The sequence below is a fragment of the Paenibacillus sp. S-38 genome (genome assembly GCF_049942825.1).
GTDB lineage: Bacteria > Bacillota > Bacilli > Paenibacillales > NBRC-103111 > Paenibacillus_G.
On record NZ_CP187970.1, the window covers coordinates 2,320,549 to 2,340,440 of the forward strand.

A 19,892-nucleotide genomic window follows, 5' to 3' on the forward strand; every position below is an offset into this window, starting at 1 on the left:
CGGAAGGAGGTGATCGCCCCGTAGTTTGGGGGGGCGGCAAGGCTTCATGTAAGCGCATTAATTTTTTAGGAAAAGGGGATGTCGAATGGCACGAATGAGAGTAAGAACATGCTTGATCCCACTGCTTATCGTGGCAATGATGGCACTAAGCTTTTCAGGAATGGCAGGTCCGGATCGGACGCCAATCGCCTTCGCGGCAGCTGAGGCAGCGAATCTGCTGGCCAATCCGGGGTTCGAGGAAGACCCGGGCGTGACAGCTGCGCCGAAGAGCTGGAAGACGATTACGACGGCCGGTACGGTGACGACGCAGACGTATGCCAACACGGGAGCTTACTCCGCGAGCGTGACTTCCACCGGCAAAACAGGCTCCTTCAACACGCCTGCCGCCGGTATATATCAAACCTTTACGGGACTTGAGCAGGGCACGTATACCTTCCAGGCTTGGATTAAGACGAACGCCTACAAGCCGGCTGCCGGCTCCGGACCCGATACCTCGGCCTATCTGGAAGCCAAGGATACGGGCGCACCAGCCTTACGCTCCTATGTCAATGGGTATCCGAACGCAGATGGCTGGGTGCACATTGTTATGCGCAACGTCATTTCTTACAACGGCCAGGCAACGGTCGGCTTGTATCTTCAGAATGCGGCGGCCGGGATGTCCGTCTCTATGGACGACGCGTCCTTCACACTGGAGCTCAGCGATCAGAACCCGGTTCAGAACTGGGGCTTCGAAAATGACTTGAGCGGGTGGAGTACAATCGGCAGTTCTGCGATCAGAACCGAAGGAGCGGACTCGGGAGATAAAGCGCTTAATCTTGCTGCCGGAGCCAAAGTGTCGCAGAATGTGCCATTGAAGCCGAATGCCAGCTATATCGCTTCGGTCAGGGCCAGGGTCGAGCAGCCTGACGGGCTGGTGAAGGTCGGCGTATCCGGCATTGCCAATGCTCGCAGCGCCCCGTCCGCAACGACGGGATATACCTTACTGACGGTGGGCTTCGTAACAGGCCCGAACGAGACGCTGGGCACGCTCTATCTGGAGAATGCCGGGGCCGGCGGCGCGGTCGTGGACAGTGTGGATCTGTTCGAGCTGGACACTACGGTGATCAAGGGTGCAGACATTTCCTATGTTCCGCTGATCGAAGAGTACAACGGCCATTACTATGCCAACGGCGTACGTCAGGACTTCTTCGATATTATGCAGAACCGCGGCGTGAATGCGGTCATTCCGATGACGTTCGTGGAAGCGGGGAACCCAACGCAGGGCTCTTCATCAACCTACACGATGCTTCCAGGGTCCTTTGACAAAACCGATACCATTGAATTGGCGAAACGCGCCAAGGCGCATCATATGAAGTTTATAGCCTCTTTCCATTACAGCGACGGCTGGATGAGCGCAGGCAAGGCAACCAAGCCGCTGGCATGGCAGAATCAAAACCTGCAGCAGCTCCAGACGACCATGTACAATTACAACTACGATTTTCTCCAGAGCATGAAGGAGGCCGGAGTCGAGCCTGCCATGGTGAAGATCGGCAACGAAGAGAATGCAGGCATCGTATGGGATGAAGGGAGAATATGGTCAACAACCCGCGCCGGGTATGCCAAGCTGGTCAATGCGGCTTACCAGGCGATGAAGGACGTATCGCCGGCCATGAGGGGCCAGCTTCATGTGAACAACGGATATGATCCGGCTTCGACCAATGCCTGGTTTGATGCCAACGCCTCCGCCGGCATCACATGGGACAGCCAGGGCTATTCCTTGTACGGCGGCCGGCCGACAGGGTCCATTTACAGCATGCTGCGCAATAATCTGGAGAAATGGCCGGATAAAGATGTGATCTTCGTCGAGACGGGTTTCAGCAACACGTCGGCCGATTATGGACTCCCGAACGGTTCCAATATTACCAACGGCTATTACGAGAAATCGGAGCGGGGCCAATACAACTGGCTGATGGATTATATGCAGGCACTCCGGGACGTGCCGAACCCGACGAACCAACAGGTTGGCTTCTTCTACTGGGCGGCCGAGTGGATTGAGAAGGGGGACGGCTACGAGGGCCCGAACAGCCCCTGGCTGCCCGGCCCCAAATCGCATCAGTGGGGGAACGATGCCGGAGACCGCACATTGTTCACCTATGACGGGCACGCCTTGGACGGGACTTACGCTTATTTGTGGAGAGGCAAGCCGATGGCCAAGCCGCTCGGCGGCAAGCTTCCCTTCTCGGATAACTCGTCCTCCTATGCCGTCTCCCCAGTAAGGGTAACAGGAGTTGCGCTGAAGGAGGAGAGCATTCAGGTCACGGCAGGTTCAAGCAGGCAGCTTGTGGCTGCTGTCGCTCCGGCCGATCAAGTGACCGATTCCCGGATGAACTGGACCTCTTCCGATCCGGCCATCGCCGAGGTCAACGAAGCGGGGATCGTTACGGCCGTATCGGCAGGCACCGCCGTGATCACCGTACGGACGGTGGATGGCGGGTTCACGGATACCGGTACGGTCACGGTCACGCCTGCGGCACCTGCGGGCAGCATCACTCTAACCGGCAGCAAGCTGTCGGGCGGTTCGATGGAGCTCCATATCGGAGACCAAACGGCCATCACTGCCGGATTGCCTTCGGGGGCTGCCAATCAGGTTGTCAAGTATACGTCGTCCGACCCGAATGTGGCGAGGTTCCTGGGCGAGCCGGTTCAAACCGCCGTTCCGGGTACCCTCTATCAGCAAAGCAATGTGACCCCGGATGTGACTCTCATCGCCAAGACGGAAGGCACCGCAACGATCACCGCTTCGGCGATGGACGGATCGGCTTCCCAGTCCTTTGTGCTCACCGTGACGAAGGTGCCTGTAGATTCAGTTACGCTGGACGTAACGAACATGACGTTGGGCGCGGGCCGAACCAAGCAGCTGACGGCCACCGTCGCCCCGGCCGATGCCTCGTACCCAGGGGTGAAGTGGTCCTCCTCCGATGAGCAAGTGGCGGCTGTAAGCAGCTCAGGCGTGGTTACCGCTGTTACGCCCGGCATGGCCGTCATCACGGTCACCACGGAAGACGGAGCCAAGACCGCTCAGGCTTCGGTGACGGTTACCGATGTGCTGACCGAATCCATTACGCTGAATAAAACATCCGTGCGGCTTCGCGTGGGAGATTCCGAGACCCTTACGGCTTCCGTGCTGCCTGTGGATGCCAAGGATCAGAGCCTGCAATGGACGACGGGCGACCGTTCCGTCGCCACCGTCAGCAGCAGCGGAACGATTACCGCTGTATCCAACGGCGTCACGACACTGACCGTCTCCGCTCTGGACGGCGGGGCATCGGCAGCCATACCGGTCACCGTAGCCGATGTAGTGAACGTGACAGGCGTGACGGTATCTCCCCCGTCCGTTACGGTGGAGGCCGGCAAGTCGACGCAGCTGACGGCAGCGATTGAACCGGACACGGCGGATAACACAAAAGTCACCTGGAGCTCAAGCGATCCCACGGTAGCGGTCGTGAATCCAGAGGGGCTGGTGGAGACCCTGAAAGCCGGTACGGCTGTCATTACCGCTGTTACCGAAGATGGGGGGTACACATCGTCTTCCACGATTACGTCAACCAACCTGCTGTCCGCCGGCAAGAGCGTGACGGCCAGCAGAACCGGCTCCTCCTATTCCGCATCGAATGCGGTGGATAGCAGCGATACGACAGCATGGTCAACAGGCGGGTATCATCCGGGTGCGACGCTGACGGTGGATTTGGGGCAGACGGCCCTCATCGACTCGACGCGGGTCTATTCCTGGGCGGCTAGTGATTTTGCAGTCAGCGTGTCCGAGGATGGAAGCACGTATACCCCTGTCGTTACCCACAACGATATTGTCAGCGCCTACGATACGTCGAAGGCGTATAAAGTTTCTACAACGGATCTGTTCCCGGCTCATGTCTATGGGCGCTATGTCAGATTAACGGTGAATACCGTTCAAAAAGTAGGAACCGTTCAGCAGTATACCGGTATTTATGACTTTAAAGTGTACGGCACCTTCGCAGCACCCGTACAATCCATTACGCTTCAGTATCCGCCCTCCAGGCTGATCATCGGCGATTCCGCTGTCCTGTCAGCCGTTATCACGCCGGCCAATGCGGATCCGCGGCTCAGCTGGTCCAGCTCCAATCCGAACGCAGTCACCGTCGACCAGACGGGCAGGGCGACAGCCGCCATGCTGTCGGGCGCCCAAGGGGAGACCGTAGACAGCTCGGTCATTACCGTCGCGGCCAAGTCCGGCGTAACGGCGGGCCAGACCATCGGGGTCAAGGTTCCGATTATCGTGGAAGGGATCAGCATCCTCTTTAACGGGACGCAGCCCCCTGGTGACCGGTTGGATCTGACCCCGGGCCAAAAGGCGCAGCTTCAGGCAAGTATTTTCCAGGGCAATGCGGATTACAAGTCGATCGTGTGGTCTTCGGGCGATCCGGTGGTGGCGGCAGTAGATGCAGTGACCGGCGAAGTCAGCGCACTCGGGGAAGGCACGGCCAAAATTACGCTTACGGTGGACTCATACAAGGATCTTCCGGGCGGGAATGAATTTGTGTCAACGATTGATGTCCATGTCACCGCTGTCCCGGCGGCACCAGGGAATCTAAGTGCTTCAGCGAAGAGCGCGAACGCCATAGAACTGACTTGGAGCGCGGTGAATGGAGCGGTTGGTTACCATGTCTACCGTTCGGCTGCTGCGGATGGATCGTATGACAAGCGCAATGAGGTCATACTGCCCGGAACGGCCTTCACGGATACTGGACTTGCCGCCTCCACGACGTACTTCTACAAAGTGACGGCAGTGAACCCGGCAGGGGAGTCCACCCTGTCCGCTGCGGCGTCGGCTAAGACGGATGAGGCTCCCCCGCTGGATACAACACCGCCGGTCACGACCGACAATGCTCCGAAGGGGTGGACGAATCAAGACGTTACCGTCAGCTTAACTGCGGCTGACAGCGGATCCGTCATTGCTGCAACCTATTACACACTTGACGGGAGCGCTCCGCAATCCGGGAACCGGTTCGGGATTACCGCCGAGGGCACCCATTCCTTCACGTACTGGAGCGTGGATGCCGCCGGCAATACCGAATCGGCGCATACGGGGATCGTTAAGATCGATAAGACGGCGCCAACCCTCAAGATTGCGCTGGATAAAACCTCCTTGTGGCCTGCCAACCATAAGCTGGTTCCCGTCAAGGTCACACTTACAGCTAAAGATACCGGTTCGCAGGCTGCTTCTATCGTGCTTCAATCGATAACGAGCAGCGAGCCGGACAGCGGACTTGGGAACGGGGATCTTCCCGGTGATATTCAGGATGCCAAGCTGGGCACCCTGGACACCTCTTTTGCCCTTCGGGCGGAATGCTCGGATCGCGGACCTGGCCGAACCTACACCATAACGTATGCGGCAGCAGATCAGGCAGGCAATCAGACGACCGGCAAAGCTTTCGTCACGGTACCGCGCAACCCGTAAGACATTCTTATATGCAGCGGTGAATTCCCTATGTGGGTCCTCCCCGTAGGGAATTTCGCTTTGGAGAAGAATGGAGAAGAGTGGAGGAGAGACCATGCTGGATAGGGACCAATTCAGAAATCCGGATGCGCATTACCGGATCCAGCCGTTCTGGTTCTGGAACGGCGAGATGGACGAAGCGGAGATGATCCGTCAGATCCAGGAGATGTACGACAAGGGTGTCGGAGGCTTCTTCATCTGCCCGAGACAGGGATTGAAAATACCTTATCTGTCCGAAGGGTGGTTCCGGCTGGTGAAGGCGGCGGTCCAGGCGGCCAAGGTGAGAAGCATGCATGTCTGGCTGTATGACGAGTATCCTTATCCCAGCGGCATGGCCGGGGGGGAAGTCACCCTCCTTCACCCCGATGCGAAGCACCGGACGTTGGAAGTGACGGAGTCCCGCATCCAGGGAGGCGGCAGGGCGGCGCTGGAGCTGCCCTGGGCGAAGATCGTCTATGCCAAGGCTGTGCCGCTGGCGGCGTCGGGCGAGCGCCTCTGGGAATTCGCGGTGGACATCCGGGAGCATATCGGGAATATCCAGGCGGACCCGGTGTTCCAGAAGACGGGCTTGACCGCCTATAACCAGAAGCGGTTCTTCACCTACCACACGGTATACCGGCTGGAATGGGAGGCGCCCGTCCATGCCGCGGAGTGGGATGTGCTCGTCTATCAAGAGCAGGAAATCGAGGACTTCAAATATTACGGAACCTTCGTCGATCCCTGCCATAAAGAGGCGATGGCCAGCTTCATTCGGCTTACCCATGAACGCTATGCCCGCTATATCGGAGAGGAATTCGGCAGAACCGTCCGGGGTATGTTCACGGATGAGATCGGCCTGCTCGGCCGGCTGCCCTGGACCCCCAGGCTGCCGGACTACTTCCAGGAGCGCAATGGGTATTCCATCGCCGGGCATCTGCCCGCTCTGTCCCATGCGGCTTATCCCGATGCCCCGCGGATCCGGTATGACTACTATCAGACTCTGCATGAGCTGCTGACTGACTCTTACCATAAGCAGGTCTTTGACTGGTGCGAGAAGCACGGCTTGCAGTATGTGGCGGAAGTCCCCTCTGTCCGTATGACCACCCAGCGCTACAGCCATATTCCGGGCGGGGACAGCTGCCATGAGAAGCTGGGCCGACCGCTGGAATGGATTATCCGGCGTTATGGAGCGAGCTTCCGCGACAACCCGAAGATGATGAGCTCCATCGCTAGACAGCTCGGCAGGCAGCGGAATCTGGATGAGTGCTTCCACAGCGTCGGCTGGTCCATGAACCTGCAGGATGCGAAGTGGATGATCGACCGGATGGCGGCTATGGGGACCAATCTATACACCTTCCATGCGTTCTTCTACACGCTCGATGGCATGACCCAGCACGATGCGCCGCCTTCCCAATTTGTTCAGAATCCGTACTGGGAACACTTCCGGCACCTCGGCGATTACGCCGGCCGGATCAGCTGCATCATGACCGAAGGGACGGCGGATATCCGGATCGCCGTTCTGGATCCGACCACCTCCTATTGGACCCATCTGGCGAATCCGCTCCACCACTTCGAATACGGGGGGACGGACGCCAAGGAAAGGGAGAGGCTGGAGCTTCTGAAGGAAGAGTGGCGGAGTCTAAGCGTCCGCCTGCTGCAGTCCCGGCGGGACTATGACCATCTCGATGCGGAGCTGCTGGCCGAAGCCGCCGTGGAGAACGGCAGGCTCGTGATCGGCAAGGCATCGTATGGCGTGCTGCTGCTGCCTCCTATGACGAACCTGGAACAGAAAGCCTGGGAGACCATGAAGCGGTTCCTGTCGGATGGAGGCCGGGTCATCGCCCTGGGAGAGCTGCCCAGCGAATGCATTGAGCCGGACAGCAGGGTCCCGAAGGAAGCGGCAGCGTGGTTCGGCTGGAGTCCTCGAAACGAAGACCAGGGAGTCTGCCAAGGCCATCCGGGCGCCTATTTCATCCCAAGAGCGTCCGGGGAGGGGCCGGAGGGGCTGGAGTCCATGCTGGAGAAGCTGCAGGTCCTGCTGGACCGGGTGGAACCGCAGCCTGTAACCGTGGAAGCGGCGGAGGAGATTCGCTCCTTCCTGCTTCAATCGCGTTATATCTCGCCGGACGAATATGTAGTGTTCGTGAGCAACCAGGAAGCGGGGCAGTGGAACACCACGATCCGTATCGATCCTGTGAGGATCTGGCCGGCTCAAGCGGAAGGGGATGCGCAGCATGTCCTAGCGGAACGGCTGGATTTGGAAACCGGGGAGATCGTACCGATCCGTGCGGTGACAGAGGGGGGCGGCGTATCGGTTGAGGCTGACTTTGCACCTTATGCCTCCCGAATGTACCGGTTTACGAGGGGGAAGGAGGCAGCCCCTGCAATCGCGGCCGAACAGCCTGCCTGGGAGTGGAAGGTTGAGGCTGAAGGGTTATGGCGGTTGAAGGCACTCCGGCCGAACGCGCTGCGCCTGGAGAACTTCCTTCTGTCCGTGTCGGGAGAGGAGGAAGCCCTCGTTTCCGCCAAAACCTTCATCGATCAATGTGCGGATCTTGCGAAGCGGCAGAGCCTCCCGGTGGTCTTCGATCAACTGTTCGGAACCCCAAAGAAGCTGCGGCTTTCCTACCCGCTGGACTGCCGGTACAGGGCGTCGTTCCGGGTGGAGCAAGTACCTGAGTCCGTCTCGATCCTCATGGACCAATCGTCCATCTCGGGGGCTTGGGAGCTGACGCTGAACGGCAGGCGGTACACGCAATCCGATTTTCAGGCACGGAACGTCTATGATAACGCCAATATCGTATGTGATGTAACGGCCGATTTGCGGAAGGGGGACAATGTCCTGAACATCCGGGTGCAGGTGGCCCATGACTGGGACGGAGTGACGGATGCCATCCACTTGCTCGGCAGCTTCGGGGTGTGTCCGGCGGAGGATGGGGTTCCGGTGCTGACCGTGCCCCCGTCCTCGGCCCAGACGCTCGCTGTCCGGGATTATGTGCAGGGATACCCCTATTACGCGGGGGTGCTGGAATACAGCAGGACACTGGCTCTTCCGGATGGGCCCGGTTCCGGCCGGTTTGCTCTCCGTTTCCCTGACTGGGATGTGCACGATACGGCAGAGGTATGGGTGAACGGGGAGAAGCTGGGTGTGCGGCCTTGGTCGCCTTATGTCTGGGAAGGTCCTGCGGCCCTTCTGCGAGCCGGTGACAACGAACTGACGGTGCGGGTGACTACGACCTTGATCGGGCTGTTGGAAGGCAAATATTTCGATTATGGGGAACATCGGGTTGTCCCTATTGAGACGCAAAATGAAGCGGAGGGCTGAGATATTAACATGACAGCGAAACATTCCCCGGTCAGCGGCAAGCTGCCCGTTCTAATGCATGGGGCGGATTATAACCCCGACCAATGGCTGCATGATCCGAAGGTGCTGGAGGAAGATGGCAGGAGAGACGTTAAGTTTGCCGGTTAACGGCATCAGGGTGCTGAAGCGTGATACGGTTCGGATATAGTCTAAGATAGGAGCGATCAGCTCATGTAAGGGCCACTGTTCAAAGGGGAGAGGTTTATTCCCGCTGGACGGGAGTCTAAGCATGAGCTTATTTGTTTTTTTGGCCGTGGAGAGAAGTGATTGATTTAGGACGTCAACCTGCACGTATACATTACAAAGACATCATGGAAATGATAGAATTGGATCATGAAGACTAACACCTGCTTCAGCCGAGTTGGAAAGGAAGATAGATTTGATCGTACTAAAGTTTACCCAAGCCTTGTTGAAAGACATGAAGGCCATACCCGAGGAATGCGATGACAGCGGAGAGCTATCCCTCTTTCATTGGCACGTGAATATCTACCATCTAAACCGTCGGAAGCACATTGTTTTCATCAATGACCTATCACGGTTGTGTATCATCATAGACGGGATCCGGAGCGGTCAAGTCACTCCGTTAAAGGAGAAATTCTTGTCGACCCTCAGAACCTATATGGTCAGTGAAGGAATAGGCGAAGCTAGGATAGATGCTTACTTGAGGGAAGGTTCGGAAATCGCGATAGCCAAAACGAACAGCCGAAGCGTGTTAGGAACCATGAAAGAGGCCACCTTTTTCACAGAGGATGACTTTGAGGACAATCTCAGCCGTTTGCAATGGCTTAATAGACTTATTCATAAACCTCTTGATTATCGTGAACCTATAGAGGTTTTCAAGAAGGCTCTTACCTCTCGCTAGCATCCCGCAACTATCAATGGACGCAGTGCCGGGAAAGTGGTATTCTATGTAAAACATTGAAAGACATTCTCGAAAGCTGTCGAATGATAGGTTGTCCGGGAACGGGAAACGGCTGTTTGTCAGGGAACATCTTTCGCCTGCGGGTCTAGTGTGCAATCGGCATCCCTTCTCGTAGGGATGCTTTTTAATGTCGGCGGAGAGGGGTATGGGAGTAAGAATGAAGGATCAAAGAGGGTTGAAAAGAATAGGCATGCTGCTGCTCAGCTGGTGCTTGATGGTATCGATGCTGGGCGGACTGCTGCCTGTGTATGCGGATGCTGCAGCAAGGGGGCAGGTTGCGCTTCCAGCGGCAGTTGACGAGGCTGCGGGCTATATCATGGCCTTGAACGGCGGCGCGCCGACGGATTGGGATGCGTATGCGCTCGCTAAGGCGGGGAAGCCGGTACCGGCCTCCTATCTAGAGTCCGTCAGTGCGGAGCTTCAGAAGAGCGGCGGGGTGTACAGCAATGTAACGGACTATGCCCGCATAGCGCTGGGCGTGAAGGCGGCCGGGGGCAGCCCCGAGGCGGTCACCGCCGGCTCCGTTTCGTATAACCTCATCCAGAGCATTTATAACAGCGAGCGGATGACGGCGCAGGGAACCAACGGGGCGATCTATTCCCTGCTCGCTTTGAGCAGCGGGACTTACGATATTCCGTTAACCGCGCAGTGGAACCCCGACAAGATCGCGGCATGGCTGCTGACGCAGCAGAATGGCGATGGCGGCTGGCCGCTCGCGGCAGGGGGCGCCGGGAACATCGATATAACCGCTTCGGCGATCTTTGCCTTGTCTCCTTATAAGTCGCTTACCGGCGTACAGCCGGCGATTGACAAGGGAGTGCAGTGGCTGTCCGGCAGGCAGCTGGCGAACGGCGGATTTACGGAGTACGGCGAGAATGCGGAAAGCACGGCGCAGGTCATCCTGGCGCTGTCCGCAGCCGGCGTGGATGCGCGCGGCGGAAGCTTTACGAAGGCGGAAGGAAATCCGCTGAGCTATTTGTTCGGCTACCGGCAGAGCGACGGCGGATTCGCTCACGTAGCCGGCGGCCCGTCCAACGCGGGAGCGACCGGACAGGCGATCATGGCTCTGGCCGCATATCATGCCTTTACCGGAGGGAACAGCGGCACGTACGATGCGGTGCTGACCACCGGTAGTACAGCGCCTCAGGCGGCGGATGTGACGGTGCACGTGGCTGGTCCGGCCGGCATCCTGGCGGAGGGTCCGGCATCTGCGGCTACCGCCTACGAGGCGGCTGCTCAGCTGCTGCAGTCGTCGGGCATTCCGTGGCAGGAGGGCGCAGGACATTTTATTACTTCCGTAGGATCCACAGCAAATGATAACAACGCTTATACGTATTGGCTGTACAATGTGAAGCGGCAGGGAGCCTGGGATTTTGCCGGCACGTCCAGCCTCGGCCTGGCTGACTATTCCCTTCGCAACGGCGATGAGGTCTACCTGTATTACGGCGGGATGGACACTACGCTCGTCAAGTCGATAACCGTTGAGCCTGCGCTGCCGGTGACCGGACAAGCGCTCCAGGTGAAGGTGGAGCAGACGGCGTGGGATTGGAATGCGGGCACCGAAAATGTCAGCGTAGCTTCCGCCGTATACGTGGAGCTTGGTGGCCTCCAGGTGCAGGCGGACAGCCAGGGGATCGCCCGGTTTGCGTCCGGGCTGCCTGGCGGCACGTACAAGGCTGTAGTCACAGGGTACCGGGAAGGCACGGCTCCCCGAATTGTAACGGATTCGAAGATGCTGGAGGTCGGATCGGCGGACGTACAGATCGAAGGCTCCACGGGCACCTATGCGGCAGGGACGGCCGCTTCTCCGAATCTGCTGGACAGCATTCAGGCGCTGTTGACGGACAAAGGGGTTCCGTTCCGCATAGAAAGCTCTTCGTTCGGCAGATACGTGAAGTCGGTCGGCTCGGATGCCGATGCCTGGAACTATGCCGTCTACCGGCAGGGCAAATGGAATATTCCGCAGGTGGGGATGGCTGATTATACGCTCCAGCCGGGCGACCGTGCGGTGATCTATTACGGCGGATATGATGCAAGCTGGAATCCGACGACGTACCTGGTGGAATCGGTGAAGCTGAATCCAGCACAGCCTAGAGCGAACCAGTCCTTCACGGTGACGGTGAACAAAACGCTCGGCTATGACACGCCTGCGCCGGCTGCAGGAATCCAGCTGAAGATCGGAAGCCTCACAGCCACGACGAACAGCGAAGGCACGGCGACGTTCGCCGGGCTGGCGGCAGGGACATATACACTCGATATCTCCGGCTATGTCACGGGAGCGGCGCCTCGTATCGTGCACACGACGCAAACGGTAACGGTTCTCCCAAGGACCGGAGCTGGAGGGGGCGGCGGAGGAACGGGTTCGTCCGGCAGTCCTTACGTGTATTTATCCGTTGCCGGGGATGAGGGCAAGGGAACCATTGTATCGTCCACTCAGGTATCCCTTCAGAGCGGCGATACGCCTTATTCGGTTCTGATCCGCCAGCTGGGGGCGGACCGTGTGAAATCCTCCGGATCGGGTTCCACGGCTTATGTGCAGGGGATCGACGGTCTGTACGAGTTTGACCGGGGTCCTCTCAGCGGCTGGATGTATGCGGTGAACGGCACCTACCTGAGCAGTGGAGCGGATTCCGTAACGCTGAAGTCAGGTGATACGGTGGCCTGGCGGTATACGCTGGACGGCGGCAAGGACCTCAATGCCGGGGGCAGCTCGGCCGGTCCGGCAGTTACGGGTGCGGCGGGCGCACAGGCTAACGCACTGAAGACCGTTTCGGAGGAGCTGGGCCTCGCTTACGATAACCGGAAGCCTGTTCATGAGGTGGCGAAGCCGGCTATCGTGCTCAACGCAGACAAGAAAATGACGGCAACCGCCGCTGCCGTACTGCAAGAGGTTCTTGTAGCGAATACGGTCAATGTACAGAAATCGGCGGCTCCGGATAGCGCAGCGATCTTGACCGACGACAAGGCGGAAATTCAGCTGCACATTCCCGCAGGCGCGCTGAAAGAGACGGCGACCCTTACGGTGAAGGAACTCCCTGCGGGCGGACGAAGCGGGCTCGTATCCCCGATGTATGAATTCGGCCCGGCCGGCCAGACCTTCGAGCAGCCGGTGCAGATCACGGTCAAGACACCGGTCGCATCCGTGAATCTGGACGCCCTGTCCTTGGCTTGGCTCAATGAGCAGACGGGCGAGTGGATTCCGATTCCTGCGGTCCTCGATGCGGAGACCGGGAAGATGACGGGACTCGTGAACCATTTTACGAAATTCGCGGTGATCGATAAGTCTGCAGTAGAGACAGCCGGGGCTGTCGAAGCTCCTGCGGCAGTCGAGGTCGGGCCCGCCATTACCCGGGCGGCGGCTTGGCTGAAGAACGGAGCGGAGCTGAGCGACTGGTCGGCCTACGCGCTGAGCAGAGCAGGTGTGAGCGTACCGTCCGGTTACCTGGCGGAGGCGGAAGCCCTGCTGAGGGAGAAGAACGGGACGTTCCGGAACGTGACCGACTATGAGCGCCTGGCGCTGAGCGTACGGGCGGCAGGCGGCGATCCGCAGTCTATCGGCGGCTTCGACCTGATTGAGCGGATCTACAATAATGAACGGATGGAAACACAGGGAACCAACGGCCCGATCTACGCGCTGCTGGCTCTGAACGCCGGAGATACTGAGATACCCGCAGATGCGGCTTGGACGAAGGAACGGCTGCTGCAGTGGATTCTGGATGCGCAGAATGCGGATGGAAGCTGGCCGCTGGTCAAGGGCGAGACGGGCAGCACGGATCTAACCGGTTCGGCCCTGGCGGCTTTAAGCTATTACGAGACGCAGGCGGAAGTGAAGGCGGCCGTGAGCAAAGCGGTACAGTGGCTCGGCACCCAGCAGGCGGAGAACGGCGGCTTCGCGCTGGATGGCGTGGTGAATGCCGAAAGCACGGCACAGGTGCTCTGGGGCCTGTCGGTCAGCGGCATCGATCCGGTACACAGCGCTTCTTTCCAGTCAGGGGACAGCCATATGGTGAACTACCTGCTTGGACTGCAGCTGGATGGCGGAGCCTTCCCGCATGTAAGCGGCGGGGAAGCGGAAGGGATGGCCACAGAGCAGGCAGTCATGGCGCTGGGGGCTTACCAGGCAGCCTTCTCGAAGTCTGTGGGCCAGCAAGCGCCTGAAGTCGCACCGGGCTATTCTGACATGGAGGAGATCTCCCCATGGGCCCTGTCCTATGTGAAGAAAGCGGCGGAGTATGGGATCATGGAGGGAACAGGCGGTACGGTCCCGGCCTTTGAGCCGAAAAAGCAGGTGACCCGTGCGCAGTTTGTGGCGATGCTTCTGAGACTGCTGGGAGAAGCTCCATCCACGGAGGGCGCCGCCCGCTTTGCGGATGTCGCGTCCGACTCCTGGTATGCAGGCTATGTGGCTCAAGCTGTATCCAAAGGGATAGCGGAAGGCATAAGCGAGGAGCGGTTTGCTCCGGATGCGTCCATCTCGCGGCAGGAGATGGCGATCATGCTGGCCAGAGCGCTGAAGCTTCCGCCCCATGATGCCGGTTCGGCCGCATTTACCGACCTGGGCGAAGCCTATCCGGGAGCGGCCTCCTTCATCGGGGCTGTTCAGAAGAACGGCCTGATGGAAGGGGACGAGTCCGGCTGGTTCTGGCCTCAGGACCCGGCAACGCGGGAGATGGCCGCCATTGTAGCGGTCAGAGCCTATGAATTGACAAAACATCCATAATCGTTAACGATGAGAAGAGTCCTGCTCGCAGGGGCTCTTCCTTTCCTTTTTCCAGACTGACCTATACGGGAGGACCATAGATGAAACAATGCATATTCCTGCTGGGGCTCGCCGCAGCGCTTATGCTGTCCGGCTGCGGCAGCGAGGGGCAGCCGGCCGCCGGAACGGTGCAGGCTCCTGCACCGGAGAAAGCTCCGGCCGCTGCGGCTGCCAGCGAGACGAATGCAGGGGCCGAAGCGCCTCCGGCAGATGCGGCCCAGCCGGCTGAAGCCGCATCCGCTGAGGGCGCGGAGCCGACGGCGCAGGGGGCGGACAAGCCGCCGGTGCCAGGTGCGGGCGCACAGCCCGGGGCCGCCTCAGCCGGGCAGGCGTTGCCTGGCGCTGCGCCTGCCCAGGCGGCTCAGCCCGGCGACGCGGCGGATGGCCCGGCCGCGGGCGGTGCAGCGGCTCCGCCGGCAGCCCTGCCCGCGGGCGAGGCGGCGGCTGTACCGGCTCCGGCTGGAGCCGCGTCGTCCGCTGCCGCACAGCCGACAGCGGCGGAACCGGCTGTGCCGGCGCAGCCTGCTTCGGCCGAGGCACCGGCGCCCGTGCCTGCGGAGCTGACCATCCGCATTACCGGGGACGGGGCGCGTGAGATTCTGCAAGAAACCTCCGTGTCCTTCCAGGATGGGGCGACCGTACTGGATGTTCTCAAGCAGGCAGCCAAAGCGAACAAGCTTCAGATGGAATTCCAGGGCAAGGGCGCTTACGCCTATGTGCAGGGCATCGATAACTTATACGAGTTCGACCAAGGGCCCAAGAGCGGATGGGTATATAAGGTCAATGGACAAGCGCCGAGTGAGGGAGCCGGCGCCTATAAGCTGCAGGCGGGCGATCGGATCGAATGGTTCTATACGCTGGACCTTGGCGAAGACGTAGGGGCGAAGATGAAATGAGCAGCGGACTCCGGTCGTTTCATCCGTTTCCCTGCTTTTTCTTTTATATGGGGGCTCTGAGTCTAGGCATTATCATAACCCATCCGGTCTATATCTTGACGCTTCTGTTCCTGCTTATCTTGCTTGTGGCTTTGAACGGAGAAATGCCGGCCTTGCGCGGCATGCTGAAGTTCTTTCTTCCGGTATCCCTGCTGTATGCGCTGATCAACCCGCTGTTCTCTCATCGGGGGCGGCATATTTTGTTTTATTTCTGGGACCAGCCGGTGACGCTCGAGTCGCTTGCCTATGGTCTCTTTGCGACGGTGAACCTGATGTTGATCCTGGTTTTGTTCATCTCTTTTAACGCGGTGATCACACCTGCCCGGTTCCTGTATCTGTTCGGCTCGGTGTTCCCGAAGCTCGGGCTGCTCATTGTGATGTCCATGCGCTTTGTTCCGCTGCTGAAACGCAGGCTGGGGGAGATCGCTGCGGTCCAGCAAACCAAGGGGATCGATGTAGGTGAGGGAAGCCTGCGCAAGCGGGTGACGGATGGAATGAAGCTTCTGCAAATTTTGCTGACCCTCTGTCTCGAGGAGGCGCTGGAGACGGCGGACGCCATGAAGGCCAAAGGATACGGCTCGGGCCCGCGGGGCCGGTATGAGGAATTCCTCATGCGGCCCCGGGATTGGGCGCTGCTGACGGCGCTGCTCGGACTGTTTGCCGCCTGCATCGGATTCCGGCTGCTGGGCTATGGAACCTACCAGATCTTCCCGGGGCTGGGGGCCGTTACTCTGCAGGGCTGGGAACTGCTTTCGTACGGGTGCTTTGCGCTGTTCGCAGCTGTGCCGGTCATCATAGAAGGGAGGGAGATGTGGCTGTGGCGATACTGGAGATCCAGGATGTAAGCTTTCGTTATCCGGACGGGGAGCAGGCGGTGCTGGACGGGGTAAACTTGACCGTACAAGCCGGCGAATTCGTGCTTCTCTGCGGGCCCACGGGCTGCGGCAAAACCTCGCTGCTCCGCCATATCAAGAGGGAGCTTGCGCCTGTCGGCGTCAGGAGCGGGGACATTCTATTCGAAGGACGCCCCCTGTCCTCCTATGACGAAAGGGTGCTCTCCGGGCATATCGGGATGGTTCAGCAGAGCCCGGAGAACCAGACGGTAACGGACCGGGTGCTGTCCGAGCTCGTATTCCCTATGGAAAACCTGGGCTTTGAGTCCGGTCTCATGCGGCGGAGGGCGGCGGAGCTGTCCCACTATTTTGGCCTCGACGGGCTGCTCGGCAAGTATGTGCATGAGCTGTCCGGCGGGCAGAAGCAGCTCCTGCAGCTCGCGTCCGTGCTGGCTCTGCAGCCCCGGCTGCTGCTGCTCGACGAGCCGACGGCGCAGCTCGACCCGCTTGCCGCCCGCGAGCTGATCCAGCTGCTGCAGCGGATTAATCACGACCTCGGGCTGACCATCCTTGTAGCGGAGCACCGGTATGAAGAGCTGCTGCCCGTCGTGGACCGGGTGATTGCCATGGACAGCGGCTCGATCCGCCATACCGGCACACCGCGGGAAGCCGTTCAGGCCCTCTGGTCCGATCCGGCGGAGGTGTGGCGCGACTTTGTTCCGCCGATTCCGGGATGGTTTCTGCAGGGGAACCGGCAGCTGGACGATCCTCTGCCTCTTACAGTTAAGGAAGGACGAGTGCTGCTGCAGCGGGGGAGGAACAGCGGGGGTGTGAGCCGTCCGGCCGTCATGAATACGCCGGAGACGGCGAAGAAGGAGCTGGGCTCCCTTCTGCTGGAGTGCCGGGAGCTGTATTGGCAGTATGGCCCGAAGGACCCCGCACCTGTATTGAAGAATGCCTCGCTCCAAGTGCGGGAGGGGGAAGTATTAGCCATCCTGGGCGCCAACGGATCAGGCAAAACGACGCTGCTCAAGGCGATGGCCGGTATCCTGAAGCCCCAGAAGGGCAGGGTTCTGCTTCAGGGGAAGGACCTGGGCAAGTGGAAAGCCCGCGAAAGAGCGGCGAGGGTAGGGTATCTCGATCAAAATCCGCTGACCTTTTTCATCGAAGAAACGGTGGAGGCGGAGCTTCATGCCGCTGCCGCAAGGGCGGCGCAAGGACAGGGCTTGGACACGGAGGCGGTGGCGGTGCGCACCGATGCCATGGTCAAGCGCCTGGGTCTCGGCGATGTGCTAGCACGGCACCCCTATGATCTCAGCGGAGGGGAGCGCCAGCTTGCGGCGTTGGCTGCCGTGCTGCTCGCAGGCCCTGGTCTTCTGCTGCTCGACGAGCCGACCAAGGGGCTCGACCCTGCGGCCAGACGCCGGTGGGGGGAGCGGCTCGGGGAGCTGCAGCAGGCGGGCCAAACCATTGTGATGGTCACGCATGATGTGGAATTTGCTGCGGACTATGCCACCCGCTGCGCGATCATGTTCGACGGGATGCTCGCGGGCGACGGGCCGCCCCCGTTGTTCTTCAGCGATAACTTGTACTATACGACGGCGATGAGCCAGCTGCTGAGGTGGAATTGAGATGAGGCGGTCCCGCATCGCTTTTTTCGTTGTCATTCTTCTGTTCTTCGGGGGGCTGGCCTTTACGACCTGGGCGGCCGACGACCAGTATCTGCCCCTGGCGCTATTCCTGGTGTGCGCCTCGATCGCGCCGTTCTTTCTCCGCTTCGAAAGACGGTCGATCCAGGCGAGGGAACTCGTGCTGCTGGCCGTTCTGTCCGCTCTGGCCGCGGTCGGCCGCGTTCCCTTTGCCGCGCTGCCGAGTGTGCAGCCGACCTCGTTCATCATTGTCGTCTCCGCTCTTGTGTTCGGGTCGGAGACCGGATTTATGGTCGGGGCGGTGGCCGCCCTGGTGTCCAATATGTTCCTCGGGCAGGGCCCCTGGACCCCCTGGCAAATGTTCAGCTGGGGCCTGATCGGCTGGACGGCGGGAACGTTGTATCAATGGGGCTGGCTGAAGAACCGCCTGCTGCTGCTCGCCTTCGGATTTGTATGGGGATTCCTGTTCGGATGGATTATGAACATCTGGTTTCTCGCCAACATGGGCCAGGATCTGACCTGGCCGTCGGTCCTCGCAGCGTATGCCGCCAGCTTTTATTTTGACCTCGCCCATGCGCTTTGCAATGTATTGTTCCTCGCGCTGCTGGGTCCCGGGTGGATGAAGATTCTGGAGCGGTACAAGCGAAAGTACGGGCTGCTGGAGCTCTCTTCCGACAAACAGCTTTAATTAAGATTCTATGCTTCCGGCTCGCGCGGGCATATGAGCAGTTCGTCATGACGACGACTGCTCATTTTTATTAGCGAACTCTAATCAAGTAGCACGCTTTCGGAGAACGATAGAGCATCTCTGGGAGAAGGGCTAAAAAGCAAATAAAAAGAAATATTGCCGCTCATTCTCTGTTATCATAGAGGATGAACCAGGAGCTTACCGCGTTATCGATAGTTTAATTCACCATGACAGGTCGGGTCGAAAGCAGCCGGGGATGATCGAGCAAGTGTTTCTTACCCAATATAGTGAATATTCCGGGAGGTTATGTGATGGAAACGAGTAATCCGGTAACGATTACAGTAGAAACGATCGTTCATTCTGATGTAGCAACCGTGTGGGCCTATTGGACGGAACCGAAGCATATCATGCAGTGGAATAAGGCTTCGGATGACTGGCACACGCCATACGCAGAGAATGATCTGAAGGCCGGGGGGAAGTTTGTCTCAAGAATGGAAGCCAAGGACGGCAGCTTTGGATTTGATTTCAGCGGAGTATACGACGAGGTAAGTCTTCACGAGAGCATTTCTTATACGATCGCTGATGGCAGAAAAGTAAAAATCGCTTTTATTCCCCAAGGAAACGACACGAAAATAATAGAATCCTTTGAGGCGGAACCAACCAACGCCGTCGAGATGCAGCAAGCCGGATGGCAGGCAATTCTAGATCATTTCAAAACATATGTGGAAGAGTCTAATTAAATCGTATGCTTCGCAAATAACCCTGGAGGCTGCCTGCACGATCGGCAGCTTTTTTACGTTAACGGCAGGATAGCTTGGAAAAGATTCCGAAGGGGCACGGCACAATGAAAAGGGAAGTCAGTTGGGATGGTGATGAGTATCCTAAAGCACATCTTTATCACATTAGCTATGTTTTTTTTGCTGATGGGAGGATTGTTGTATTCCCCGATTGGTTGGAGTGGATTTTTGTAGGCAAATCCAAACAAGCTCAAATGCTTCAAGATCGGGCTGTTGAATTTTGTGGGTATGTACCAGATATCAATCGTCCATGTTTCTAATTGAGCTATTGGACGGGGGGCTGCGTGTGTTTGCAAAGGATAAGGGCAAATGAAAAAAGAACCTGCGCATATCAGGTTCTTTTTTATTGCATATAAAAAGACGCGATGTTATAATCAGATCACGACTTTGAAAAACTCACATGGATGTAATTATCGTATCTTACAATTTAAATGTACCACGCCGGTGAACTCTT

The 19,892-nt window shown here is 58.7% G+C and carries 11 protein-coding genes; all 11 read left to right on the plus strand.

The genetic code is table 11. The annotated features are described in order from the left end of the window. The first annotated feature begins 160 nt into the window (after positions 1–160). The 11 genes from ACP26L_RS10905 (at position 161) to ACP26L_RS10955 (ending at position 19,698) form a co-directional block, all read left to right on the plus strand. Positions 161–5,473, plus strand: coding sequence for a glycosyl hydrolase 53 family protein (locus ACP26L_RS10905; RefSeq protein WP_426452546.1), 5,313 nt, complete (start codon positions 161–163; stop codon positions 5,471–5,473). Between the two features lie 94 nt (positions 5,474–5,567). Then, positions 5,568–8,816 carry a glycosyl hydrolase gene (locus ACP26L_RS10910; RefSeq protein ID WP_426452547.1) on the plus strand — a complete coding sequence of 1,083 codons (3,249 nt, stop codon included), beginning with the start codon at positions 5,568–5,570 and terminating at the stop codon, positions 8,814–8,816. 9 nt (positions 8,817–8,825) lie between these two features. Further along, entirely contained in the window at positions 8,826–8,963 is a 138-nt protein-coding gene (locus tag ACP26L_RS10915) for a hypothetical protein (RefSeq protein WP_426455253.1), read from the plus strand. A 271-nt stretch (positions 8,964–9,234) separates the two neighbouring features. Further along, complete coding sequence (locus ACP26L_RS10920) at positions 9,235–9,717, plus strand: DUF6933 domain-containing protein (protein ID WP_426452548.1); 483 nt, start codon at positions 9,235–9,237, stop codon at positions 9,715–9,717. Positions 9,718–9,934: 217 nt separating this feature from the next. Further along, entirely contained in the window at positions 9,935–14,497 is a 4,563-nt protein-coding gene (locus ACP26L_RS10925) for an S-layer homology domain-containing protein (protein ID WP_426452549.1), read from the plus strand. Between the two features lie 80 nt (positions 14,498–14,577). Beyond that, on the plus strand, positions 14,578–15,432 hold the full coding sequence (locus ACP26L_RS10930) for a DUF4430 domain-containing protein (protein WP_426452550.1): 855 nt from the start codon (positions 14,578–14,580) through the stop codon (positions 15,430–15,432). After that, on the plus strand, positions 15,429–16,316 hold the full coding sequence (locus ACP26L_RS10935; protein WP_426452551.1) for an energy-coupling factor transporter transmembrane component T: 888 nt from the start codon (positions 15,429–15,431) through the stop codon (positions 16,314–16,316). Before ACP26L_RS10930 ends, ACP26L_RS10935 begins: the two co-directional genes overlap by 4 nt. Then, entirely contained in the window at positions 16,283–17,935 is a 1,653-nt protein-coding gene (locus tag ACP26L_RS10940; RefSeq protein ID WP_426452552.1) for an ABC transporter ATP-binding protein, read from the plus strand. Before ACP26L_RS10935 ends, ACP26L_RS10940 begins: the two co-directional genes overlap by 34 nt. Before the next feature lies 1 nt (position 17,936). Continuing rightward, positions 17,937–18,641, plus strand: a complete 705-nt coding sequence (locus ACP26L_RS10945) for an ECF transporter S component (RefSeq protein WP_426452553.1) — start codon at positions 17,937–17,939, stop codon at positions 18,639–18,641. Positions 18,642–18,952: 311 nt separating this feature from the next. Then, on the plus strand, positions 18,953–19,381 hold the full coding sequence (locus tag ACP26L_RS10950; protein ID WP_426452554.1) for an SRPBCC family protein: 429 nt from the start codon (positions 18,953–18,955) through the stop codon (positions 19,379–19,381). A 104-nt stretch (positions 19,382–19,485) separates the two neighbouring features. After that, a complete protein-coding gene (locus ACP26L_RS10955; RefSeq protein WP_426452555.1) occupies positions 19,486–19,698 on the plus strand; it encodes a hypothetical protein in 213 nt (70 codons plus the stop codon). Positions 19,699–19,892: the final 194 nt, after the last annotated feature.